Source organism: Psychrobacillus sp. OK032 (assembly GCF_900111345.1).
Taxonomy (GTDB): Bacteria; Bacillota; Bacilli; order Bacillales_A; family Planococcaceae; genus Psychrobacillus.
Genome location: NZ_FOGY01000011.1, coordinates 157,994 through 180,776, shown reverse-complemented (window position 1 = coordinate 180,776; position 22,783 = coordinate 157,994). Strand labels below are relative to the sequence as shown.

Sequence of the window (22,783 nt, the reverse complement as noted above, 5' to 3'; positions counted from 1 at the left end):
CAGAAGTTATTGCCCTGCGCGAGCTCGTCGCAGAAAACATTTGCTGAATGAAGTTAAAAAACCTGTTGTATGTATTCAACAGGTTTTTCGTCTACTCATTTAGCTGTTTATAAAAATGATAACGATTTGTCCATGCCTCGATAAAATCCGGAGCAAACGGACCCCTTCTTTGCTTTATCCAAGAAATGAGTTTTTCAATATTTCGTTCAAGAATACCGTCCATTTCTTCAGGGTACACCATTTCTTTTTTATGTTGTGCGTATTCATCTTCATCTAGAATTGTATAGGTCATGTCTGGAAAAACCTTTACATCTAAATCGTAATCAATATACTTTAAACGCCCATCATTATAAACAAAAGGCGAACTCATATTGATGTAATAGTATACACCATCTTCTCGCAACATACAAATAATGTTAAACCAATGCTCAGCATGGAAGTAGCAAATTGAAGGTTCTCGTGTAACCCAAGTTCGACCATCCGCCTCAATGACAAGCGTTCGCTCATTTGCTCCTATCACAATATTCTTGGTGCCTTTTAGTACCATTGTTTCCTGCCAGACACGGTGTATACTACCATTATGCTTGTAGCTGTGAATTTGTATCATTTCTCCTTCTGTTGGAATCGCCATCATTTAGCCACCTTTTCGACAAGCGTGTGAGTCAAATTTGCCTTGGCGTATTTGTATCCAGATCAAAGCATCAGAGCGTCGCATCCTTGCGATAAAAACTAACTGACCTGCATCAACGCAGGCATGAGCTTGCTCGATCAACACCTTACAAAATCTGTGACATCCGCCGGAGGCTTTAATTTAATTCAGCGAGGACGCTAAATTAAGTTAAGTTTTGTATACTTATTTAATCATTATAACAATCCATCCTAAAAAACTATAGTAAAAAAATCAGCGGAGGCAAAATGCCTCCGCTGATTTTTGGGTGAATCCATGTCAACTATTTTGTTTGGTTATAAGTACTACCTGATTGTTGACCGCTAGCTTGTTGTTTTTTCATCTCTGCTTGACTGTTTTGTTCTCTTACTTCTTGAACGTCAGTTTCAGAAGCAAACTCAGGGGTCTTGAATTTATTCTGAGACTGACCGCTTTGAGATTGACGATTCTGTTCTCTTACTTCTTGAACATTTGTTTCAGACGCGTTGTTTTTCTTTGCCATGGATTTCACCTCCGGTACAAAAATATCTTGTGCACTTTTAGGATTTATATTCATTTTAAAAAAATAATATAAATATCTCCTTGGTGTACTTTTGCTGGAGCATGGTAAAGTATTTCTTCAACCTTCTATCATGTATTCCTTTCTTTCCATGCATTCCATATTTTTAGTACCGGTACTGGCATTGGTTGCTTGGCAATATCTTCTATAGTGAACCATTTGCACGCTGATGGCAGTTCTTTTTCCACAAGCAATTTACCATTAAAGCTTTCCATTTCCCACACTAGATGAGAAAACACATGTTTGAATGCAACTAATTCTTTCCCTTTTAAAATTTCTATTCCATAATCATGTTCGATTACTTCTTCAGTAGTATGCGCTGCAGTAGGAAGCTCTACCATTGGAAATTGCCACATATTAGCTAGTAATCCTTTTGATGGTCGCTTTTCTAATAAAATTCGACCTTGATCATCCTCAACTACAACTGATTTCATTTTGTGTACTTTCGTTTTTTTATTAATGGTTTTAATCGGTAACTGTTCTTGCATCCCCTCAAAAAATGCCGTGCAATATTCTCTCACAGGACAAAGTAAACATTTTGGTTTTGTCGGTGTACATATGATCGCTCCAAGTTCCATTAAACCTTGATTGAAAGCAGAAGGATTGTCCTCATCAATTAACTCCATTACTGCTTCTTCAAATATTTTTTTCGATTTAGGTTTTGCTATATCTTCTTTTATCAATAATAGACGCGAAAGAACTCGCATGACATTTCCGTCTACAGCATGCTCTGGAACTCCGTACGCAATACTAAGAACTGCTCCAGCGGTATATGGTCCAACTCCTTTTAAGGTGGAAATTTCTTTTCGGGTGTTTGGAACGGTACTTCCATATGATTCGACTACTTCTCTAACACCTGCTTGTAAATTGCGTGCGCGGGAATAATAGCCTAATCCTTCCCATTCCTTCAGTAATTCTTCTTCTTTTGCACACGCAAGTGATTCCAGGGAAGGATATTTTGCGATAAATCTTTCATAATAAGGTATAACCGTATCTACTTTTGTTTGTTGAAGCATCACTTCGGACACCCAAATCTTATATGGATCTTTTGTCTTCCTCCAAGGTAAATCACGTTTTTCTTCTAAAAACCAGGATACTAAAGCATTTCTAACTTGTGTTTTATATAATTCGTTCAATGTTAAGTCCTTCCTAACGATTATTTTCATGAAAAATGGGGTATATGAATAGTAAGTACTTTGTTTTTTTTAAATTTTATTTTATGATGAGAATAACTTGGTATCCAAAAAGGAGCTGGTGAAGCATGGATACAGGTACACATATTGTTATGGGTATTGCACTTGGTGGATTAGCACTTGCGGATCCCGTCGTTGCAAGTAGCACGCTTACTACTACTGCCGTTATTGCAGGTACAATTATTGGATCTCAGGCACCTGATATAGATACTGTTTTAAAATTGCGTAATAATGCTGTATATATTCGACATCACCGCGGCATAACGCATTCTATTCCAGCGGTCATATTATGGCCGTTGTTAATTTCGGGAGTCCTATGGCTCATCATGCCAGAAGCAAACTTATTGCATTTATGGTTATGGACGTTTTTGGCTGTTTTTTTACATGTGTTTGTGGATATTTTTAATGCCTACGGTACACAAGCTTTACGACCATTTTCAAGAAAATGGGTTGCATTGGGCGTAATCAATACATTTGATCCGATTATTTTCGGTATCCACGTGGTCGGTTTGTTGTTTTGGATGTTTGGTGCAAATCCAGTTCCGACGTTTCTTATTATGTACGCGATTATATTCGTATATTACATTTTACGATTTGCCGTTCAAAGTGCTGTAAAAAATTCCGTTAAGAATACGATTCCCGATGCAGATGAAATTATTGTCGCTCCTACGATGAAGTTTTTCCAATGGCGAGTAGCAGCAATTTCAGAAACGCATCATTATGTTGGAAGAGCTTACGGTAGATCCATCTCGATTTATGATAAATTTGAAAAGGTCCCGTTACCAGAAACTGACTTAGTAAATGCTGCACTAAAAGATAAAAACCTAAGTGCATTTACATCGTTCTCGCCAATTTTCAGATGGGAGATAACGAAATTTGAGAAATTATATGAAGTTCGATTAATCGATCTTCGGTATAGAAGTAATGACTACTACCCTTTCGTTGCAGTAGCCCATTTAAATGAAGAGCTCGAAATTGTAAACTCTTATACAGGTTGGATCTTTAGTGAAGATAAACTTCGAAAAAAACTCGACTACATGCCAAATTGAAATGTGGAAGCGCCTTGCTTAGCCGCGACACTGATCTTTTGCGACGAGCTTTGCGCAGGAGCAACGCTTTTGTTTGCGATGAGCTTTGCGCAGGAGCAGCGCTTTTCTTTGCGACGAGCTTTGCGCAGGAGCAACGCTTTTCTTTGCGACGAGCTTTGCGCAGGAGCAACGCTTTTCTTTGCGACGAGCTTTGCGCAGGAGCAGAAAATTGGCATTTGACCTCGGGCGGCTAGGCGCCACAAGACCCAAATTAAAATGTAAAAGCGCTAGGAATACTTATGTCCTAGCGTTTTTATTAATTTTGCGGGTAAAAAGCCTTTCTAAGCTACTAATGGAAGAAATCTTCTGTTTCTAGTAAGTGTTTATACTTTTCATTTGTACTCGCAAATTCATGAAGTTTTTCACCGTAACTCTCAATCCACTTTTTAATAACCATCTCTGTTACTGCGGCTCCTTTATATTCGTACCCAGCACGGGCATAAGACGATTCGAAGTCCGACCAAAGCAGTTCTATCCATGTACGTGCTTTTGCTGCAGACAATTGATCATTTTTTTCGAGCAATTGATAGGTTAATGCATCTATTTTTGTTTGCATATTATTTTCCTTCCTTTAGTGGCTCTAGTAATGAAATAGGCAATGCTTCTTCATACTTATCGCCACCTAATCGATATCCCCATGCAAATCGACCTTTTAAATACTCCACTTGAAAGAAAACACCTGGATCACTTGTAATTCGGTATAATTCACCTGGGTTAATCGACGATGGGTCTATTAAAAAACTTTGAGCCATTGTTGCTTTTCTTTCATAGACAGCATACTCATTTACAATGCCCAATTGCTCTGCTTTTCGACTTTTCTCTTTTAAATTGGCAATTTCCGTTCTTAGTTCTTGTTCCGTCATGTCACTATACTTTTTTTCACTCATCTTGTTGTTCTAGCTCCTTTTTCTCTATATATAGATCAATATGTTCAGCAGGGAAACCTTTTTGATATAACGCTTGTTTAACACGTCTTCTCAAATCGTAGCTACTATATTTTGAAGCATATTTTCTCCAGATTTTATCGCCTTGTCCTTCTATGATTTCAAGCCATTCTTCTTCATTTTTTTCGAGTTCAAAGGAGTCTATTGCTTGGGAAATAATTGTAAAATTATATCCTTTTCTTTGCAATACATCCTGTACTTTTTGTTTTATTTGTCTCGGTGTTTTCGAATCGTTCTGATTAATGATTTTCTCCGTTAACGTACGTGCGATTGAAAGTTGTTCTTCTTCCGAATACGTTTTTAATACTTCTTCTTGAAGTTCTTTTTCAATCCCTTTCTTCTTTAACTCTTGCTTGATAGCAGCTGGACCTTTTTTACTATTTTTCTTTTGAGTAGCTACTAATGCTTTGGTAAAGCTTTCATCATTTAAGAAACCATGCTCATACAGTTTGCGGACAGCCTCCAATATGACCGCTTCACCAAATTCACTTTGTAGTAGCTTTTGTTTTACTTCATGCTCACTTCGCATGCGGTAACTCAAAAAGTTAATCGCTTTATTATAAGCCTTTCTTACTTCATCATCAAAAACGATTTCGTCAATTGTAAAGTCTTCAATTACTCTTCCTTTTGTCAGTTGATACTTGATTAAAACTGCTTCGTCCACACTAAACGCATACTTTTCATCTAAGTATAAATTATACCGTTCATTATTGTTTTTTTGACGACCTATTTTTGTAATAACCGGCATAAGTATATCTCTCCATTCATCTTTCTACTATTATAACGTATAAATTTCATAGGTGATAAGCGATTCGCATGCTAAGATGTTTGAAAGAGGAGGTTGGAATAATATGAAAATTGCAATTACTGGTGGTACTGGTTTTGTTGGAAGTGAAGTGACGAAGCTCTTAATCGAAGGAGGGCATGAGGTATTTGTTTTATCTCGTACCCTTAATAAACAAACAAATAGTATTACTTATATAAAATGGTTAACAAAAGATGCTACTCCTGAAAATGGATTAAAAGGAATCGATGCTTTTATCAATCTTGCTGGCGAATCCATAAATAATGGTAGATGGACAGCCGCACAAAAAAATAAAATTTACAACAGTCGTATGCAAGCAACAGATGAAGTACTTCGTATTATTAAAGCTTTAAAACAAAAGCCAAAAGTTCTTATAAATGCAAGTGCAATCGGTATTTATCCAGCCTCAAACGAAAAAATATATACCGAGCTATCTCCTGAAATCGGGACTGACTTTTTAGCAAAAACCGTCCATGATTGGGAACAAAAAGCGAAACTTGCTGAACAATTAGGTGTTCGTGTAGCTTACGGCAGATTCGGCATCATACTTGGAGAAAGTGAGGGCGCACTTCCACTTATGGCTCTTCCTTATAAGATGTTCGTCGGAGGATCAATTGGATCTGGAGAAAACTGGATGTCATGGGTGCATGTAAAAGACGTTGCAAACGCACTTCTTTTTGCAATCAAACATGAGATTCATGGTCCATTCAATGTAACAGCTCCTGAGGCAAAAATTATGATGGAGTTTGGAAAAATATTAGCCACTGTTTTAAAGCGACCACACTACTTCGCTGTTCCTACATTTCTTTTAAAAATTGCTCTTGGTGAAAAAAGTCAGTTAGTCATTGAAGGTCAACAAGTTATTCCAGAAGTATTATTAAAAAATGGATTTACATTTGAATTTCCTCATTTACTAAATGCTTTAACTAATATTTATTCGTGAATAAATAAAATCCTCTAGCGCAATCTACCCGTAAAAGGAGGTTGTGTTTTACATGTGGAAATATCATGTGTTCGGGATCGTTATTGCAGCTTTTGTATTGAGTATCGGATTTGTTTACCAACCATTTTCTGCACAAGCGCAAGAAATTCATTGGGGATTAAAAAAAGCGACTAAGGAAATTCCTGCGGAAGCTGGTGCAGAGTTAGATGCAATGCTTGAAAAACATGGCGCTATTTATAAAGGTTCCCCAGATGAAAAAATCATTTACTTCACTTTCGATAATGGGTATGAGAACGGCCATACAGAAAGTATTTTAGATACACTAAAAAAAGAAAAGATTAAAGCCACCTTCTTTTTAACGGGACATTATTTAGAAAGCGCTACCCCTCTCGTTGAACGAATGATTAAGGATGGGCATCAAATTGGAAATCACTCTTACGGACATCCTAACTTAGCTCGGCTTTCGAAAGAAGGCATTCAAAAAGAACTAATCCAGTTTGACAAGAAGCTAAGTGAACTGACCTCACTAGACAGAACTACTGTTACGCGCCCACCAGAAGGAATTTTTAACGAAAAAGTGTTAGAAGCGGCAAACGAAATTGGCTATCAGCATATTTTTTGGTCGGTCGCTTTTATTGACTGGCATAGAGACCAGAAAAAAGGTGGCAAATATGCATATGATCAGTTAATGTCTCAAATTCACCCTGGTGCAATTATTTTGATGCATACTGTTTCTCCGGATAATGCAGAAGGGCTTCCGATGTTCATCAAGGACGCAAGAAAAATGGGGTATACATTCGGAACATTGGATGAGCTCAACATGAATAATCAGGAAATTCCGCTATCTTTTCTTCCTAAGTAATCTCCTTTATAATAAGAGGAAGATTATAAGGCAAAACTCATTCGGCGAGTGATTTTTCCACTGAATGTTAGTGAAGCCAATCGGACTTTTACTTCCAGTATATCAACACTAAAAATTTTAGTGTTGATATTACTGCAGGTTAAAGCGGGATAAGGACGTGAAGCAATGAAAGAACAAGCAGTTATTCAAGTAGGACAGGAATTTCCTCTAACGATAAAAAGGCTCGGGATAAATGGTGAAGGTGTTGGTTTCTTTAAACGAAATGTGGTTTTCGTAAAAGGTGCACTTCCCGGCGAAGTAATTACAGCTCAAGTAACGGAAGCAAAGCCAAAATATGCGGAAGCGACAATTAAAAAAATCCGTCAAGCTTCTCCAGACCGAGTGACTCCCCCATGCCTTATATATGAAGCATGCGGAGGCTGCCAGCTGCAACATATGACATACGATAGACAACTTATCGAAAAAAGAGATTTAGTCATCCAAGCACTAGAGCGCTACGTGAAAGATTTAGCCACAGAAATTGAAGTGAAACAAACAATAGGAATGGAAGATCCATGGAACTACCGCAATAAAAGTCAGTTCCAAGTAAGACAACTTGGCAATAAAGTCATTGCAGGACTTTATGCAGAAAGCTCCAACAAACTAATCGATATTAATAAATGTATTGTTCAACATCCAGTAACAACGCATATTACAAACGAAATTAAAGGTTTTTTACAAAAACTGAATATCCCTATTTATGACGAAAAAAATCCTCAAGGAATTGTTCGTACAATTGTCGTACGTACTGGTATGAAAACTGGCCAAATTCAAGTAACACTTGTTACAACGAAAAAGAAAATGCCAAACAAGGAAGAACTTGTTCAACTTATTCGAGCAATCGACCCTAATATTGTGTCCATTAGCCAAAATATAAATGCAGAAAAAACATCACTTGTTTTTGGTGAAACAACTTTTAATCTATTCGGGAAAGAAACAATCCATGAAAAACTTGGAGAACTTGCCTTTGACTTGTCTGCACGTGCATTCTTCCAGTTAAATCCAGAACAAACCGAGCATTTATATAACGAAATCGAAAAAGCAGCAGCTTTAACTGGTAAAGAAACTGTAGTTGACGCATACTGTGGGGTTGGAACGATCGGACTTTGGCTTGCTAAAAACGCCAAAGAAGTTCGAGGAATGGATATTGTGGAAGAATCTATTCAAGACGCTAAAAGGAATGCAAAACGAAATGGTTTTAGCAATACGAAATATGTACATGGTACAGCTAAACAATGGCTTGGAAAATGGAAAGACGAAGGCTTCGTTCCAGATGTCCTTACAGTAGATCCGCCACGAGCTGGTCTTGATGACGAATTACTAAAAACAATTTTAGACATTAAACCAAAACGTTTCGTTTACACTTCCTGTAACCCATCTACACTTGCAAAAGATTTACAGCAGCTGATTAAAGTTTATAACATAAAATATATTCAACCAGTTGATATGTTCCCGCAAACTTCGCATGTGGAAGCTGTTACGTTGTTAGAATTGAAGTAGTAATAGTACACCCGTACAGTGATATCTGCTAGCAAATCTTGTCTCAATAGTTCACTTGGTGTTGAATGATTTTAAGCTAATTACTCATCCTATAGAAAAGGAGACGAGATTAATTATGCTAAAAACATTTATGGCAGTTGGAATTTTTATTACAGTCAATACAGCACTAATATTTATTCCAACTGTTGTTCCTGCACTACAAGAAACTCCAGCCTACGCTAAGTGGGGACAGCTCGCAATAGAAGAGGCACAATCCAAATATCCCAGTGCGAATATTATTGATTACTTGCATGAAGGAAGCGAATCCAAACACGATTCAACCATTGAAAAGTTTAAGCTATGGTTAAAAGATGATGACCACGAATTCGGCGTTTTTGTGAGAATCGAGTATAGTACCATAACTGAAAAAGTAGTTAATATTGAACTGCAAGAAAATATTAGATAAACCATCGACATCTAATAGATTCACTCATATAAAGGTTAGCCAAGAAATTTGGTTAACCTTTTTTGTTCTCTTCCTTGCAGCTGAGCTTGCTGTTATAGGTTAACTATTCCGCAGTACTCGCATTAGAAACAAAAAAAAAAAGGAAATAGGACTAATATTTCAACATATGAAGGAACCGGAACGTCACAATCCAGGGATAATGCGTCGTAAGAAGTGTCCGCTAGGATTTCCACTGCAGGGCGCGGGGTGAGCGATAAGCCATCACCACAGCTCTCGCGTACGTTGTGATGGCTCATCTGTCTCAAACAGAGGAACGAAGGCTAAGTGCACCACATCGTGTGGCAACGCCTTCGTGACCAACATCCTGTTGGCCTCCGCTGGAGTCGCCGCTTTCCGCTTCAATCAATAGATATTTCTTGCTAATTTGGCGTCTGCTGATATCAGGGATTTAAATTTACTAGGTACAGTATGTAAATATTTATTAAGCCAAATTAGAAAATGCTGTCTTCAATTAAGTGGAGTATTTAAGATAAAGTACGTTTCATTCAACCATTTATTAGAACAACACCTCTTATTCAACGTCGCCTCACTTCAAGTGGACTTGCTATTTTAAGATTTGGTTGCTTTCCGAATAGAACTGGTTGTTTTCAATAATTGATTCTCTTAGTCATTTACTTGGATACCTATAAATAGAAATATAAGACCGTATAGGGATAAAGCACATCAAAACATCAGTTAAATTGGTTTAGTCTCGTTCAGCATTCAATTTGTCTCTATTGAGATGTGCTTTGACGAGTTAACAGCATGTTCTTTCTCATTCGACCATTTATTGGGGTTTTATTCAAGAAGAATGAATTTAGAGTAGCGATGCTGATTATCTAGCAGATTTTATGGATTGGAGCGAAAGGGCGGCGACTCCAGCCGGATGAGTGAGACAGATGAAACATCGCAGGCGAACGCGCAGCGTCGGCGATGGTTCATCGCTCACCCGGCGGAAAGCGTCCGCCCTGTAGCGGAAATCCTAGCGGTAACTTCTTTACGACGCAGTTTCTCTAATAAGCGCAGCTTTATGTACCATAGGGTTTGTCCGAGATGGTTGACCTTTTTTGTTTTTGCTTTATAAATAGCAATACATTATGTTACTATATGATCATAATTACAAAGTATTTAAAAAACCTTATAAGGAATGGTGGCTAAACAATGGCTAGCGAAAACAATACAAAAGTTACAATTGAAACAACAGTTAATGCACCAGTAGAAAAAGTGTGGGAATATTGGACGGAGCCGAATCATTTAACAAAATGGAACAGTGCTTCAGACGATTGGCACACGCCATTTGCCGAAAATGATTTGCGAGCTGGCGGTAAATTTCTTTCGAGAATGGAAGCAAAAGACGGAAGTTTTGGGTTTGATTTTGGTGGCGTATATGATGAAGTAAAACTACATGAGTTCATCTCTTATACATTAGGTGACGGAAGAAAAGTTGAAACAACTTTTATCAATCAAGAAAATGACACGAAGATCATACAAGTATTTGATCCAGAAACAGAGAATCCAATCGAAATGCAACAACAAGGTTGGCAGGCAATTTTAAATAATTTTAAAAAGTATTCAGAGCAACAATAAATACAAGGACAGTCAAGACACTTACCGTCTTGACTGCCTTTTTTCAATATATCCATGGGACTTAGCTTTTAATAAATCCACAAGTTTAAAGGAATTTAAGTTTTTTTATATAAAAAAGGGTAAAGACTAAGTAGAGAGCATTTGAGGAGGAGATTTTTTGAAGGCTGTAACATTCCAAGGAGATAAAGATAGGCAATTATCCAGGTGGACAAGCCGAATTTTTACGAGTTCCATATGGGAACTTCATGCCTTTTGTTATTCCCGAATCCTGTGAATTAGAAGATGAGTCATTGCTATTTATATCAGACGTCCTTCCTACCGCAAATTGGAGCATAGAAAATTCAGGTATACAACCTGGCGATACAGTGGCAGTACTTTTTGAGGATTTCGATGATATGGGAGGTCATATTAAAGAATTCACAAATGGCGGTGTTGATGTAGTCATCGATTGTGTAGGGATGGATGGAAAAATGAATTTCATGGAAAAGGTTGAGCAAAAACTGAAGCTTCAAGGCGGAACATTAAGTGCCATTGATATTGGCTTAATTGCTGTTCGAAAGTTTGGGACGATCCAATTAACTGGTGTTTACGGTTCACTGTATAATATGTTCCCTCTTGGAAATATTTTCGAACGGAATGTAACACTGAAGATGGGACAAGCTCCAGTCATACACTACATGGCCATGTTATATGACATGAACACTAAAGGAGAGTTTGATCCAAAAGAAATTATTACACATAGCATTCCTTTAGATAAAGCAAGTGAAGCCTATCGCATGTTCCACGACCATGAGGAAGAAAGTATTAAACTCGTCTTAAAACCGTAACAAGAACTCTTTATCTAAAAAACAGAAAAACGTTGGATACCAGATTCTTATTAATTTCTAAATAACATATGAATCTGGCATTCAACGTTAAATTCATTCATTGTTAATTGCTTTGGCAGTGTTACTAAATAATCCAATTATTAATGTTAATCCCGCTACTATTGCCGGAATTCCATAAGTATTTATTTTCATCAACCAAAATGGAAAAGGCACTGAATAATTATTAGGGTCTTGTGCTATGTTTTGTACGAATGTAATAGTAATGGGAAGATAAATAGAAATGATTAAAAATGGTATAGTTACACAAACGATTAACGACCAGTTCCATTTAACTGACCATTTTTTAATAAAAAGTAAAGAAAGATAAATCCCTAATATAAAACTAGCAATAAATTGGAACCAAATAATAGGGAGCATTTTGAATGTAGTTGCCACATGATTTTTCACCTGAAGCTCGAGCTTGTAACTAATAATCAATAAAACAATTAACCCAACAGTCCATAATAACTTCCAAACATACGGAGACCAATTTTTACGCACGATACATCCTCCTTTCCCTATAATTTCATTACAATTACTATATACATATTTAGATACATTTGCGCCCTGATTTAACTTTCAGATTAATACAAAAAACACTACGAATCGACATCTCCTTTTAAAAGAAACGAATCTGTAGTGCTTTATTAATTTTAATACAATGTAGTTTCATCCAGCTTTCGATTCTTTTCCGGATTAGAAAAAAAGAGGATACACGCTAACGTTCCTAGGAGAACCGCAACTAATACTAAAAAGCTAACTCCCTCAAATAATTGGATAAAAAGACCTCCCAAAAATGGACCAGAAAGGCTTCCAATACTAAAAGCAATTCCACACATCAAATTACCAGTTGGGAGAAGTGCCTTTGGCGTTAGATCAGCCATATAAGAAATTCCAAGTGAAAATGTGGATCCAACAAACATACCTGCAATGAAAAATAGTGTACCTATCGTTAAAGAGGAAGTTTCGAAAAAGCTTGCTATTCCAAAAGTTAAAGCCCCAAGACCTATCATAATGATTAGTACTTTTCGTCTCCCTATTTTGTCGCTTAATACACCAAGAGGTAATTGTGAGACAACCCCTCCTATTGAAAAGGCTGCCAGTATGTATGATAAACTAGTTACTTCTATAGAATTACGTAGTGCATACACCGGGTAAATGGCATTAAGCGATGATTCTAAAAAACCATAGCTAAATGGCGGTATAAATGCAACCCATGCAATTGCAAAAGCTGCTCCAAAACGCTTCCATGTCCCTTCTCCGTGAGCAGGATTACCTTTAACTATCTCTGGTTTTTCATTTTTCACGAAGAAAATCAGTACCCAAGCACATAAACAAAGAATGCTTGAAATAATAAACGGCAGTCCTTCAAAAATCTCTACCAATTGAACAAGCAAGGGACCTACAGCGAATCCCACCCCAAAAGAAAGTCCATAAATAGCAATATTACGTCCTAATCGATGCTGAGGAGAAAAACTCGTAATCCATGTTTGAGTAGAAAAATGAAGTGCATTATCACCAATACCAATAAATAATCTCAAAACAAACCAAAAAGCCACGCTTTTCCATAAAGGAAAAAGTAATAAGGAAACAATGACGATTAAACCACCCACGATAATAATCGGCTTATAACCAAATTTACGCAGTGGCGGTTCTATAAAGGGAGAAATCAATAACGTTCCAATATAAAGACCTGTTGCACTTAACCCATTTATCATTGGGCTTACTCCGTCCTGCTCAAATATAACAGATATAAGTGGCAATAACATTCCTTGTGAAAATCCTGATATAGATACAATTGCCACAAGTATCCAAAATCTTTTTCTTTCGATTGCTGTAAATTGCTGCATACATTACCTCATTAATATATTTAAAATTATTCTAATGAGTAGTGTATCAGACAACAGGCATACTTCCTATTAAAAATTTGTAAAAACTCACTTCATTTACCCAACCATCTTATTTATTCGTCCAACTATAGTTCGTATTCTTACAACTAATATATATTCTTCCTATCATCACTTGAATTCAATTTTCAAATCAACAACAAAAGGCTCAGTCGATATCTGCATAAGATCTGACTGAGCCTTTTAAATATAACTATTATCCTCTTGAGTAATCATAACTGCATTTGCGGCGTTTTTGCCGGTGAAATGTCTGAATCCCCTCCTTCTACTGAATGAATGGTTTCGACTATTCACTACGCCCTCCTTTCTATGTATGGGTTGTAAAGATTATATCATATAAATTAATTATTGTAAATATTCAAAATTAATATTTTATAATAAAAGAACCTTCGAACTATCTTTTCTTTTCTTTTTGTTTTATTCTTATCATATAAAGTGAGGTGTTATTCTGTGGGTAACCAAATTTCAAATCCAGAACAACAAGTATCTTATTTAAAAGATCGACTGCAAATGTTTTTAGAAGTATTAGACAGTATTGAACCCGAATCAACTGACCTAGAAGATATCGACCGTCTAATTCAAATGATGGATGATTTAGAGTTGAAAATGGAACAGTTTAAAAATACAAAATTTGAGTAATTTGAAAGAAGCTTGGAAAGAAACATTTCCAAGCTTTTTTTAATTGATTTTCCGATCCATAAATCCAATGTTTCGGCTATTTTGGAGGAAATGATTGAAGCAATATTGTTGATTTCCGTTACAGGCGGACGCTTTCCGTGGGGTGAGCGATGAACCATCATCGCCGCTACGCGTACGTTGTGATGGTTCATCTGTCTCACTCATCCCACTGTAGTCGCCGCCTTCCACTACAATCAAGTAAATGGTTTCAAATCAATCATAAAGAAAAGTACAACTAAAAGACAAGGAAGTATATACTTTTTGAATGCATTAAATCACTGATATTTTAAACTATAGAAAAATGCAATGGATTGTACACAAGATAAGGTAGAAGGGATGCACCTGTTAGCTAGTAAGAATCTTTAGATAAGCAATTCTGCTAGTTTTCTTCTACTAGTAAAAGAGTATATGACCAAAAAATAGTTAGCAGCTATATGTATAGAGGAGCACTAGAGCACCCGAAATTGTATATTCGGGCCCGCACGATGCTGGTCAGGCAGTCGTAGCGAAATGTTCTTTTATTTTGCGACGAGCTTTGCGCAGGAGCACCGCGAAGTCGCGAACTTAGACTGTCCTCCTTTGAAGCTTTATCAGTTAGAAAGCATCTTTTCACTCATTAGCTAAAAAAATCTTAACCTTATTCGTATTGTTGAAGGAGGGCGACAGACAGACAAATGCAATAAGATTATCGAGAAAAGTGAGGCCGGTCGTGACGTCAGTCACGACCGGCTCTCTAAAAAAAACAAACGATAATGATATAGCAAGTAGCCTGTCCAAAGACCTCCGAAAATGATTCAAAACAGGTTTTGTACTTAGAGGGTGCTTGCACTTTTTTTATTGGAACGAGAAAATATGCTTAGAAGGGATTTCCTGTTTGCACGTATACTCTGCATAAAAATTCGGATACGGGGACCTTTAGTCCGTTTTTCCATTATTCCCCTCATTCACATACTTTTTATAATCGAAACCCAAATGAACTACTCTTTTTTTAATAGAAATATAATAGTATACTTAAAGTGTTTAGAACATTCATACATAAAAGGAGCGTTTACAATATGCAATTGGAGCAATTAGAAAAAAGTATTTATGATTTAATTACTGAAACCTCTACAAATCTACCAAAAGACGTACGACGCGCTATAAAAAAAGCAAAAGCAGCAGAAAATGCTGGTACACGAGCAGCAATGAGTTTAGATACTATTACGAATAATATTCAAATGGCAGATGACAATGTTTCACCTATTTGCCAAGATACTGGTTTACCAACATTCAAGATTAAAACACCAATTGGCGTAAACCAATTAGAAATAAAAGCAGCGATTAAACGAGCGATTGTAAGTGCTACAAAGGATGCAAAGCTTCGTCCTAACTCTGTAGATTCACTAACGGGGGAAAATAGTGGAGACAACCTTGGGGAAGGTGTCCCTGTTATCAAATTTGAACAATGGGAAGAAGACTATATTGAAATGAAGCTTATCTTAAAAGGTGGCGGCTGTGAAAACAAAAATATTCAATATAGCTTACCAACTGAGTTAGAAGGTTTAGGTCGTGCTGGCCGTGATTTAGACGGAATTCGTAAATGTATTTTACACTCTGTTTATCAAGCGCAAGGACAAGGTTGTTCTGCAGGCTTTATCGGAGTTGGTATTGGTGGAGATCGCTCTTCTGGATACGATCTTGCAAAAGAACAGTTATTCCGTCATGTCGAAGATAAGAATCCAAACCCAGACCTTGCAAGATTAGAAGCGTATATTGTAGAAAAAGCAAATACATTAGGGATCGGAACTATGGGATTCGGCGGAGAAGCAACTTTATTAGGTTGTAAAATTGGTGTTATGCACCGTATTCCGGCAAGTTTCTATGTATCTGTTGCATATAACTGTTGGGCATACCGCCGTATGGCGATTAATATCAATCCATCGACTGGAGAAATTATCGAGTGGCACTACCAAGACGGGGAAAAAATTGAATTTAAAGAAGAAACAACAGAAGAAGCACCTAAAAAAGTAGTGGAACTTCAAGCTCCAATTACAGAAGAACAAATCCGTGCACTTCAAGTTGGAGACGTAGTGTCTATTACTGGTCGTATGTATACTGGTCGCGATGCAATTCACCATCATTTAATGAGTCATGATGCACCTGTTGACTTAGATGGGCAAATTATTTATCACTGTGGTCCCGTTATGCAAAAAGATGAAGAAGGTAACTGGCATGTACGTGCAGCTGGTCCAACAACGTCTATTCGTGAAGAGCCATACCAAGGCGATATTATGAAAAAGTTCGGTATCCGTGCCGTTATAGGTAAAGGCGGAATGGGACCGAAAACACTTGCTGCCTTAGCAGACCATGGTGGAGTTTACTTGAATGCGATCGGTGGTGCAGCGCAGTATTATGCGGACTGTATTAAAGGTGTCGAAGGTGTCGATTTAATGGAGTTTGGTATTCCAGAAGCAATGTGGCATTTACGTGTAGAAAACTTTACTGCCGTAGTAACAATGGACTCACATGGAAACAGCCTACATGCAGATGTAGATAAATCTTCATTAGAAAAATTAGCGAACTATAAAGAGCGCGTTTACAATTAATCGAATTAATTGACGTATTACCCTTCTTACATTATAATAATTATAAATTAGTAACGATTACAAAATGGATTTCTACCTAGAAATCCATTTTTGCTATTTTATACGCTGAAATAAGAGTGAAATTCATTATCAAGGAGGGTATTAATTTGTCAACAGTTCAAGAATTTTTGCCAAGGAAATCGCGTATTAAAACTATATTGCCTCACGCTGAATTGATAGCTGCACTGTTTTCAGGGATGCTTATATTAATTGCCTGGTCAGCTACAAATGAAACATTTTCGATTTCCCTATATATACTGGCTTTTATAATCGGTGGATTCGCTAAAGCAAAAGAGGGTATTGAAGCGACGATACAAGATAGGGAACTAAACGTCGAAATGCTGATGATTTTAGCCGCCCTTGGTTCCTCCATTATTGGATATTGGACCGAGGGAGCTATTTTAATATTCATCTTCGCAGTAAGTGGTGCGTTAGAAACCTATACAATGAATAAAAGTAATAAAGAAATTTCTTCGTTAATGGAGCTTCAACCCGAAGAGGCTTGGAAACTTAACAGTGATGGCACGACCAATCGAATTTCAATTAGTGAGCTTAAATTAGGAGATCAACTAGTTGTAAAACCTGGAGAACGAGTTCCTGCTGACGGAATCGTTGTGAGTGGAGCAACATCCATTGATGAAGCAGCAATTAGTGGTGAATCGTTCCCCGTATCAAAGCAAGCGAAAGATGAATTATTTGCCGGTACAGTTAATATTAGTGGAGCCATTACAATGGAAATGACAAAAACAAACGAGGATTCTCTTTTTCAAAAAATTATTCAATTGGTTCAGTCTGCACAGGAAGAGAAGTCACCTGCTCAGCAATTTATTGAGAAGTTCGAAGGTACGTACGTTAAAGTGGTGCTCATTGCTGTAGGTTTCATGCTCTTTCTCCCTCACTTTTTACTAGATTGGAATTGGAACACTACTTTTTATCGTGCAATGGTTTTATTAGTTGTGGCATCGCCTTGTGCACTGGTTGCATCAATCATGCCAGCAACACTTGCGGCTATTTCAAATGGAGCAAAAAGTGGTATTTTGTTTAAAGGTGGCGTTCACTTAGAGAACGTCAGTGAGATGAAAGCTATCGCACTAGATAAAACCGGTACATTAACACAAGGAAAACCAGTCGTTACTGATTTCTTTGTTCGCGAAGGTTTAGATTTTCACGCTACATTAACTACCTTAGCAATGATAGAAAATCAGTCCACTCATCCTTTAGCGCAAGCTATTACAGCCTATGCAAAAACGAATGGTATTGGCCAGCTCCCTTCTCTTCCTATACAGGATAAACCTGGATTCGGCTTACAGGCAACCATAAACGGGGAAAGGATTACCGTTGGAAAACCCGACTTTGTAAATAAAGAAGATGCACTTACATTCCATCATGGCATTGCAGAAAAATTAGCTGCAGAAGGAAAAACAGTTATCTTTATGCGCGATGAAAAAGGAATTGCAGCAGCGGCCGCATTAAAAGATACCGTACGAGAGGAAGCAAAAGAAGCGATTAAGCTTCTCCATTCATTAGGTATTAAAACGGTTATGCTTACAGGAGATAACGAAACTACAGCAAAGGTAATTGCCAAAGAGGCTGGCATCGATCAGTATTTTGCGGAATGTCTCCCAGAAACAAAAGTAGAACATATGAAAGCATTATTGAAAGAGTACAAATTCGTAGGAATGGTTGGAGATGGTATTAACGATGCACCTGCTCTTGCAACAGCAACGACCGGATTTGCAATGGGTGAAGGAACAGATGTAGCGCTAGAAACAGCGGATATTGTACTAATGAAAAATGACTTATCAAAAATTGCATATGCGGTAAGTATGTCACGTAAAATGCAACGAATCGTTAAACAAAATATCGTATTTTCTATTTCCGTAATTGCAGTTTTGATCATTTCGAATTTCTTACAAGTAGTAGATTTACCTTTAGGAGTTATTGGTCACGAAGGAAGTACGATCTTAGTAATTTTAAATGGTTTAAGAATGTTAAAAAGAAATTAAAAAAGCAGAGGGATTAGATGTTTCCCTCTGCTTTTTCTATTGCTATTTTACGTTCTTGTGTGACAGCATTTACTTGACCGCCAACTAATAGCACAATACCGGAGATGTACAACCATAACATAAGTACGATTATCCCTCCAATACTGCCATATGTGGAGGAGTAGTTTCCAAAATTGCTAACATAGTAAGAGAAACCTATAGACACAATTATCCAACCTACTGTTGCAAACGCTGCTCCTGGAAATACACTACGTAAAAATAGTTTTTGATTTGGTACAATCCAAAACAATGCAGTTAATACAATGAGCATAATGAGAGGAGTAATCGTCCACCTTAAATTATTCCAAAGTTTCACAAATCCATCTTCAAAGCCGAAATAAGAAAATAAGATTGTACCAATCTGTTGACCAAACACGGGTAAAACAAGCATTACGACAAACAATACTATCATGACTAGTGTGAAGATAACCGACAAACCTCGTACGATAAAAAATGGTCGAGTTTCGTCCAGATTGTACGATCTATTTAATGATTTTACAATTGCATTCATCCCATTAGAAGCTGACCAAATGGTGCCGATAATCCCGAAGGACAGCAACCCACCGTTTCGAGTCGTTAAAATGTCTATAATAGTATCTTCGAGAAGAATATACACATCCGTTGGAGCATAATTTTCTAGGAAGCGAAATACTTGTGCTTCATCCAAATTTAAATAAGGTAATAACGTAACTATAAAAATAAGTAAAGGAAATATTGATAGCAAGAAAAAGTAAGCAAGTTGAGCCGCTAGTCCCGTTATATCCGTTTTTTGGATATGTAAGATTAAATGTTTAAAATATCCTCCCCATGTCGTTAAATCCTGGGGCTCTTCTATCTTTTTTTCATTCTTTTTAATATGAAGAAACTTTAATTTACTAAACCAATTAGTGGAGGATGAAGACTGCTCTTCATCAACATGCTTGTGTTCCTGTTTATGTTTCACTTCATCCTCTCCTTGAATTTATAATTTTTATTTACTGTTTGACAATATGCTCTTCCGATTCAGGGACAACAATCGATTTGTATTCCTCTTTAGATTGTACAAATGCTTCTTTCGTATCTGTTAGAAGTGTTTTGACTTGTGGAGTCATTTCTTTTACTTCATTTACTTTTTGCGATATGTAAGTCGCATCAGAATTAATTTGCTCGTAAAATGACTTCCATTTCATTAATTGATCTTCGATAGTTGTTTTCAGTTCCTGTCTATTTGTACTGTAATATTTTATTTGACGTCCAATACTATTCGATTTTTGGACAACTGCATTTCTTGTCTTATTATCCAACATGGTTAATGCGCCACCAATAAGAGCACCGTATACTACGCCTTTAACAAATTTGCTTTCACTCATCTAATAACCTCCGTGTATAGCTTAATATATATTAATTATACCCTCGACTCATAGGAATAAAACAAAGTATTTTTTTAATTAAATTTTGAAAATTCTATTGACTCTATCTCTTGATTTATAGATTATTATTATGAAGGGGAAAATGCTATGAAATGAATTTAGTATTTGACAATAGATACGCCTCGTGAAATGATTAGATTCTAATGTATGAAAGGTAGGTACTAAGAATGAATTTATCAGAACCATCTGTTGAAAATGTTACGTATATGATTGAGACAATAAAGGAAAAACTTCGCATGGTAAACGTAGATGCGATGAAATCAGAAGATTTTAATGCAACCCAATACGAGGATCTAGTATATCTATACGAAATGGTGAAAAAAAGAGATACCTTTAGTCCAAGTGAAATGCAAGCAATTGTATCTGAGTTAGGAAGTCTACGTAAATAAAAAATTCCTTCCCAATAATAATGTTGGGAAGGAATTTTTCTATTATAACCGGATAGAAACCATTATGACCGGTTCAATATTATTTATTTAATTCAACTGCTATTTGAGCTCCAACTCGTGCATTGTTATACACAAGCTCAATGTTCGATTCTAATGATTTACCTTCTGTTAACTCCTTTACTTTTCCAAGTAAGAAAGGCGTCACATCTTTACCTTTAATGCCGTTTTCATCTGCTTCTTTTAAAGCAGTATGAATGATGTCATTGATATAAGCTTCATCTAATGAGAATTCTGTTGGAATTGGATTTGCAATAATAGCTCCTCCGTTTAATCCTAACTCCCACTTTGTTTTAAGCATATCAGCCACTTCTTTCGGCTCGTCTAAACGGAAGTTAGCAGCAAATTGGCTTGTTGCTGTATAGAACGCTGGGAATGCATCTGTTCCGTAACCAACAACTGGCACACCTTTTGTTTCCAAATACTCTAAAGTTAAACCGATATCCAAGATAGATTTTGCGCCAGCACATACAACTGCTACATTTGTAGAAGCAAGTTCTTCTAAATCAGCTGAAATATCCATAGTCGTTTCAGCACCTCTATGCACCCCACCAATACCACCAGTTACGAACATTTTAATGCCTGCAAGTTCAGCACAAATCATAGTTGTTGCAACTGTTGTAGCGCCAATTTCCTTAGAAGATACTACATATGCAAGATCTCTTCTTGATGTTTTTCTTACATTTTTACTTGTAGCAAGCGTTTCAAGATCTTCATTTGATAGACCGATTTTAATCTCGCCATCCATAATGGCAATTGTTGCTGGAACTGCTCCGTTATCACGAATAATTTGTTCCACTTTTTTAGCCATTTCTACGTTTTGTGGATACGGCATACCATGTGAAATGATTGTTGATTCTAAAGCTACGATTGGTTGTCCTGCTGCCATTCCTTGTTCTACTTCTTGTGAGTACGCTAAATATTGTTTCATAATTTATATTCCTCCAATTCATTATTTAAACCGATTTTTGTAAGTTCTGTCCGGACCGTTTCAGGAGACTGAAGTGTCTTACTCGCATTGATCATCCCAGTTTGTACTGCTTGACTTACCTCGGCGCCTTCTAGCCAAGCATGTAACGTTCCTGAAACAAATGCGTCCCCTGCTCCTGTTACATCTACTATATCTTCTGCAGGTATTGCTGGTGCTATCGTTGTTTCAATATGTTGTCCTGCATACACTACACCTTTACTACCATTAGTTACAATTACTTGTTTTATTCCTTTTGCTATAAATAATTCGGCAGCTTTTTTCCATGATGACTCATCTTCAATGGTCATTTGGAAATATGTTTCCGCTTCATCTTTGTTCGTTATTAACCATTCTATACCTTCTAGAGATTCCGGCATTCTATTCATTTTAGGGGAAGAAACCGGAATAATTGCGAGTGGTATTTTATGCCCTAATGAAATAGTTTGTACATATTCAATTACGTCTTTTGGACAATTCATATCAATGATTAGCAGTTGAGCATTCGTTAAATGTGTTTCTTGTTTCTTCAAATATTCCACTGAAAATTGATCATAAATATCCATGTTTGCTAATGCAAACAACATTTCTCCATTAGTGTCTAATATGGCAGAGTATGTCCCTGTTTGATAATTTGATAATTTTTCAACTGAAAACATATTCATCCAAGGGCTTGAAGCTTTTTCTATGGATTCATATTCCATATCATTACCTACTACGGTAAGAATACGTACACTATGACCTAGTCTACCTAAGTTTTCTGCAATATTCCTGGATACTCCCCCAATGCTTTGTAAGCTTGTCGTTGGATTGGATGTACCCATTTGTAGCTCGTTTTTTACAATATACTTTCTATCAACGTTTGCTCCACCAATACAAATAATTTCTTTATTTTCGGGTAAAATATAGGCTCTACCAATAATCTTACCGCTTTTAATAAGCTGAGAAATAATATTTGCAACAGCCGGTCTAGACATTTGTAATTCATTTGCAATCTCTTGCTGAGAAGCGTACGGATTTTTGCTAAGATACTTCAAAATTTTAACTTCTTTCGATTCCAATTAATATCCTCCTTTCTTGAGAGAATCAAATTCGCCTTGGCGTATTTGCGTCCAGACTAGGTAAGGAAGTTAGCCTAAGAACGTCGCATCCTTGCGACAACGGCTAACT

Annotated in this window: 23 protein-coding genes and 1 pseudogene; 12 read left to right on the top strand and 12 right to left on the bottom strand. The window is 36.8% G+C overall.

Annotated elements, in window-relative coordinates:
- Positions 1-91: 91 nt before the first annotated feature.
- The 3 genes from BMZ04_RS19555 to mutY all read right to left on the bottom strand — a co-directional run bounded on the left by BMZ04_RS19555 (position 92) and on the right by mutY (position 2,362).
- Positions 92-631 carry a nucleoside tri-diphosphate phosphatase gene (locus BMZ04_RS19555; protein ID WP_093276213.1) on the bottom strand — a complete coding sequence of 180 codons (540 nt, stop codon included), beginning with the start codon at positions 629-631 and terminating at the stop codon, positions 92-94.
- Between the two features lie 319 nt (positions 632-950).
- On the bottom strand, positions 951-1,169 hold the full coding sequence (locus BMZ04_RS19550) for a gamma-type small acid-soluble spore protein (RefSeq protein WP_093276333.1): 219 nt from the start codon (positions 1,167-1,169) through the stop codon (positions 951-953).
- A 128-nt stretch (positions 1,170-1,297) separates the two neighbouring features.
- A complete protein-coding gene (gene mutY / locus BMZ04_RS19545; RefSeq protein WP_255368020.1) occupies positions 1,298-2,362 on the bottom strand; it encodes an A/G-specific adenine glycosylase in 1,065 nt (354 codons plus the stop codon).
- Between the two features lie 125 nt (positions 2,363-2,487).
- On the opposite strand from mutY, the gene BMZ04_RS19540 reads away from it, so the two are divergent.
- Entirely contained in the window at positions 2,488-3,468 is a 981-nt protein-coding gene (locus BMZ04_RS19540; protein ID WP_093276205.1) for a metal-dependent hydrolase, read from the top strand.
- A gap of 69 nt (positions 3,469-3,537) precedes the next feature.
- Positions 3,538-3,687, top strand: coding sequence for a hypothetical protein (locus BMZ04_RS22520; RefSeq protein ID WP_177184512.1), 150 nt, complete (start codon positions 3,538-3,540; stop codon positions 3,685-3,687).
- 109 nt (positions 3,688-3,796) lie between these two features.
- Here the strand turns inward: BMZ04_RS22520 and BMZ04_RS19535 are convergent, their stop codons facing one another.
- The 3 genes from BMZ04_RS19535 to recX are packed head-to-tail and all read right to left on the bottom strand — an operon-like array spanning position 3,797 to position 5,199.
- Entirely contained in the window at positions 3,797-4,063 is a 267-nt protein-coding gene (locus tag BMZ04_RS19535; protein ID WP_093276201.1) for a YfhJ family protein, read from the bottom strand.
- Position 4,064: 1 nt separating this feature from the next.
- Complete coding sequence (locus BMZ04_RS19530) at positions 4,065-4,394, bottom strand: YfhH family protein (protein WP_093276198.1); 330 nt, start codon at positions 4,392-4,394, stop codon at positions 4,065-4,067.
- On the bottom strand, positions 4,387-5,199 hold the full coding sequence (gene recX, locus BMZ04_RS19525; RefSeq protein ID WP_177184511.1) for a recombination regulator RecX: 813 nt from the start codon (positions 5,197-5,199) through the stop codon (positions 4,387-4,389). The genes BMZ04_RS19530 and recX overlap by 8 nt, the downstream gene beginning before the upstream one ends.
- A gap of 103 nt (positions 5,200-5,302) precedes the next feature.
- Here recX and BMZ04_RS19520 point away from each other — a divergent pair, with 103 nt between their 5' ends.
- The 6 genes and pseudogenes from BMZ04_RS19520 to BMZ04_RS19495 form a co-directional block, all read left to right on the top strand.
- Positions 5,303-6,199, top strand: coding sequence for a TIGR01777 family oxidoreductase (locus tag BMZ04_RS19520; protein ID WP_093276191.1), 897 nt, complete (start codon positions 5,303-5,305; stop codon positions 6,197-6,199).
- Positions 6,200-6,251: 52 nt separating this feature from the next.
- On the top strand, positions 6,252-7,061 hold the full coding sequence (locus BMZ04_RS19515) for a polysaccharide deacetylase family protein (protein WP_093276186.1): 810 nt from the start codon (positions 6,252-6,254) through the stop codon (positions 7,059-7,061).
- A 165-nt stretch (positions 7,062-7,226) separates the two neighbouring features.
- Complete coding sequence (gene rlmD, locus BMZ04_RS19510) at positions 7,227-8,600, top strand: 23S rRNA (uracil(1939)-C(5))-methyltransferase RlmD (RefSeq protein ID WP_093276182.1); 1,374 nt, start codon at positions 7,227-7,229, stop codon at positions 8,598-8,600.
- A gap of 115 nt (positions 8,601-8,715) precedes the next feature.
- Positions 8,716-9,045 (top strand): DUF3889 domain-containing protein, encoded by a 330-nt coding sequence (locus tag BMZ04_RS19505; RefSeq protein WP_093276178.1) that lies wholly within the window; start codon positions 8,716-8,718, stop codon positions 9,043-9,045.
- Positions 9,046-10,245: 1,200 nt separating this feature from the next.
- The gene (locus BMZ04_RS19500; RefSeq protein ID WP_093276176.1) at positions 10,246-10,671 is read left to right on the top strand and encodes an SRPBCC family protein; all 426 of its coding nucleotides are present in this window, start codon (positions 10,246-10,248) and stop codon (positions 10,669-10,671) included.
- Between the two features lie 185 nt (positions 10,672-10,856).
- Positions 10,857-11,498: pseudogene (locus tag BMZ04_RS19495) on the top strand (glutathione-dependent formaldehyde dehydrogenase); the annotation flags it as partial.
- Positions 11,499-11,591: 93 nt separating this feature from the next.
- On the opposite strand, the gene BMZ04_RS19490 reads toward BMZ04_RS19495, so the two are convergent.
- Together BMZ04_RS19490 and BMZ04_RS19485 are read right to left on the bottom strand one after the other, a co-directional pair.
- Positions 11,592-12,038 (bottom strand): hypothetical protein, encoded by a 447-nt coding sequence (locus tag BMZ04_RS19490; protein ID WP_093276170.1) that lies wholly within the window; start codon positions 12,036-12,038, stop codon positions 11,592-11,594.
- A gap of 152 nt (positions 12,039-12,190) precedes the next feature.
- Positions 12,191-13,387 (bottom strand): MFS transporter, encoded by a 1,197-nt coding sequence (locus BMZ04_RS19485; RefSeq protein WP_093276167.1) that lies wholly within the window; start codon positions 13,385-13,387, stop codon positions 12,191-12,193.
- Between the two features lie 507 nt (positions 13,388-13,894).
- Between BMZ04_RS19485 and BMZ04_RS19480 the strand changes: the two genes are divergently transcribed.
- The 3 genes from BMZ04_RS19480 to BMZ04_RS19470 all read left to right on the top strand — a co-directional run bounded on the left by BMZ04_RS19480 (position 13,895) and on the right by BMZ04_RS19470 (position 18,752).
- A complete protein-coding gene (locus BMZ04_RS19480; RefSeq protein WP_093276164.1) occupies positions 13,895-14,083 on the top strand; it encodes an SE1561 family protein in 189 nt (62 codons plus the stop codon).
- A 1,094-nt stretch (positions 14,084-15,177) separates the two neighbouring features.
- The gene (locus BMZ04_RS19475; RefSeq protein ID WP_093276161.1) at positions 15,178-16,707 is read left to right on the top strand and encodes a fumarate hydratase; all 1,530 of its coding nucleotides are present in this window, start codon (positions 15,178-15,180) and stop codon (positions 16,705-16,707) included.
- A gap of 236 nt (positions 16,708-16,943) precedes the next feature.
- Positions 16,944-18,752 (top strand): heavy metal translocating P-type ATPase, encoded by a 1,809-nt coding sequence (locus tag BMZ04_RS19470; RefSeq protein ID WP_093276328.1) that lies wholly within the window; start codon positions 16,944-16,946, stop codon positions 18,750-18,752.
- A 13-nt stretch (positions 18,753-18,765) separates the two neighbouring features.
- Here the strand turns inward: BMZ04_RS19470 and BMZ04_RS19465 are convergent, their stop codons facing one another.
- The gene (locus BMZ04_RS19465) at positions 18,766-19,734 is read right to left on the bottom strand and encodes a YihY/virulence factor BrkB family protein (RefSeq protein WP_093276158.1); all 969 of its coding nucleotides are present in this window, start codon (positions 19,732-19,734) and stop codon (positions 18,766-18,768) included.
- 31 nt (positions 19,735-19,765) lie between these two features.
- Positions 19,766-20,140 (bottom strand): hypothetical protein, encoded by a 375-nt coding sequence (locus BMZ04_RS19460; RefSeq protein ID WP_093276155.1) that lies wholly within the window; start codon positions 20,138-20,140, stop codon positions 19,766-19,768.
- Between the two features lie 227 nt (positions 20,141-20,367).
- Between BMZ04_RS19460 and BMZ04_RS19455 the strand changes: the two genes are divergently transcribed.
- A complete protein-coding gene (locus tag BMZ04_RS19455; RefSeq protein WP_093276152.1) occupies positions 20,368-20,589 on the top strand; it encodes a DUF1128 domain-containing protein in 222 nt (73 codons plus the stop codon).
- Between the two features lie 79 nt (positions 20,590-20,668).
- On the opposite strand, the gene BMZ04_RS19450 is transcribed toward BMZ04_RS19455, so the two are convergent.
- Both BMZ04_RS19450 and BMZ04_RS19445 read right to left on the bottom strand, forming a co-directional pair.
- Positions 20,669-21,577 (bottom strand): pseudouridine-5'-phosphate glycosidase, encoded by a 909-nt coding sequence (locus BMZ04_RS19450; protein ID WP_093276150.1) that lies wholly within the window; start codon positions 21,575-21,577, stop codon positions 20,669-20,671.
- The gene (locus BMZ04_RS19445; RefSeq protein ID WP_093276145.1) at positions 21,574-22,674 is read right to left on the bottom strand and encodes a carbohydrate kinase; all 1,101 of its coding nucleotides are present in this window, start codon (positions 22,672-22,674) and stop codon (positions 21,574-21,576) included. Before BMZ04_RS19445 ends, BMZ04_RS19450 begins: the two co-directional genes overlap by 4 nt.
- Positions 22,675-22,783: the final 109 nt, after the last annotated feature.

What these genes read in the sequence shown, in the direction of transcription:
- BMZ04_RS19550 (WP_093276333.1), bottom strand. Translation starts at nt 1,169, where the DNA reads ATGGCAAAGAAAAACAACGCGTCTGAAACAAATGTTCAAGAAGTAAGA.
- BMZ04_RS19500 (WP_093276176.1), top strand. Translation starts at nt 10,246, where the DNA reads ATGGCTAGCGAAAACAATACAAAAGTTACAATTGAAACAACAGTTAAT.
- BMZ04_RS19475 (WP_093276161.1), top strand. Translation starts at nt 15,178, where the DNA reads ATGCAATTGGAGCAATTAGAAAAAAGTATTTATGATTTAATTACTGAA.
- BMZ04_RS19540 (WP_093276205.1), top strand. Translation starts at nt 2,488, where the DNA reads ATGGATACAGGTACACATATTGTTATGGGTATTGCACTTGGTGGATTA.
- BMZ04_RS19520 (WP_093276191.1), top strand. Translation starts at nt 5,303, where the DNA reads ATGAAAATTGCAATTACTGGTGGTACTGGTTTTGTTGGAAGTGAAGTG.
- recX (WP_177184511.1), bottom strand. Translation starts at nt 5,199, where the DNA reads ATGCCGGTTATTACAAAAATAGGTCGTCAAAAAAACAATAATGAACGG.
- BMZ04_RS19460 (WP_093276155.1), bottom strand. Translation starts at nt 20,140, where the DNA reads ATGAGTGAAAGCAAATTTGTTAAAGGCGTAGTATACGGTGCTCTTATT.
- BMZ04_RS19530 (WP_093276198.1), bottom strand. Translation starts at nt 4,394, where the DNA reads ATGAGTGAAAAAAAGTATAGTGACATGACGGAACAAGAACTAAGAACG.
- BMZ04_RS19555 (WP_093276213.1), bottom strand. Translation starts at nt 631, where the DNA reads ATGGCGATTCCAACAGAAGGAGAAATGATACAAATTCACAGCTACAAG.
- rlmD (WP_093276182.1), top strand. Translation starts at nt 7,227, where the DNA reads ATGAAAGAACAAGCAGTTATTCAAGTAGGACAGGAATTTCCTCTAACG.
- BMZ04_RS19455 (WP_093276152.1), top strand. Translation starts at nt 20,368, where the DNA reads ATGAATTTATCAGAACCATCTGTTGAAAATGTTACGTATATGATTGAG.
- BMZ04_RS19535 (WP_093276201.1), bottom strand. Translation starts at nt 4,063, where the DNA reads ATGCAAACAAAAATAGATGCATTAACCTATCAATTGCTCGAAAAAAAT.
- BMZ04_RS19470 (WP_093276328.1), top strand. Translation starts at nt 16,944, where the DNA reads ATGCTTATATTAATTGCCTGGTCAGCTACAAATGAAACATTTTCGATT.
- BMZ04_RS19505 (WP_093276178.1), top strand. Translation starts at nt 8,716, where the DNA reads ATGCTAAAAACATTTATGGCAGTTGGAATTTTTATTACAGTCAATACA.
- BMZ04_RS19485 (WP_093276167.1), bottom strand. Translation starts at nt 13,387, where the DNA reads ATGCAGCAATTTACAGCAATCGAAAGAAAAAGATTTTGGATACTTGTG.
- BMZ04_RS19515 (WP_093276186.1), top strand. Translation starts at nt 6,252, where the DNA reads ATGTGGAAATATCATGTGTTCGGGATCGTTATTGCAGCTTTTGTATTG.
- BMZ04_RS19450 (WP_093276150.1), bottom strand. Translation starts at nt 21,577, where the DNA reads ATGAAACAATATTTAGCGTACTCACAAGAAGTAGAACAAGGAATGGCA.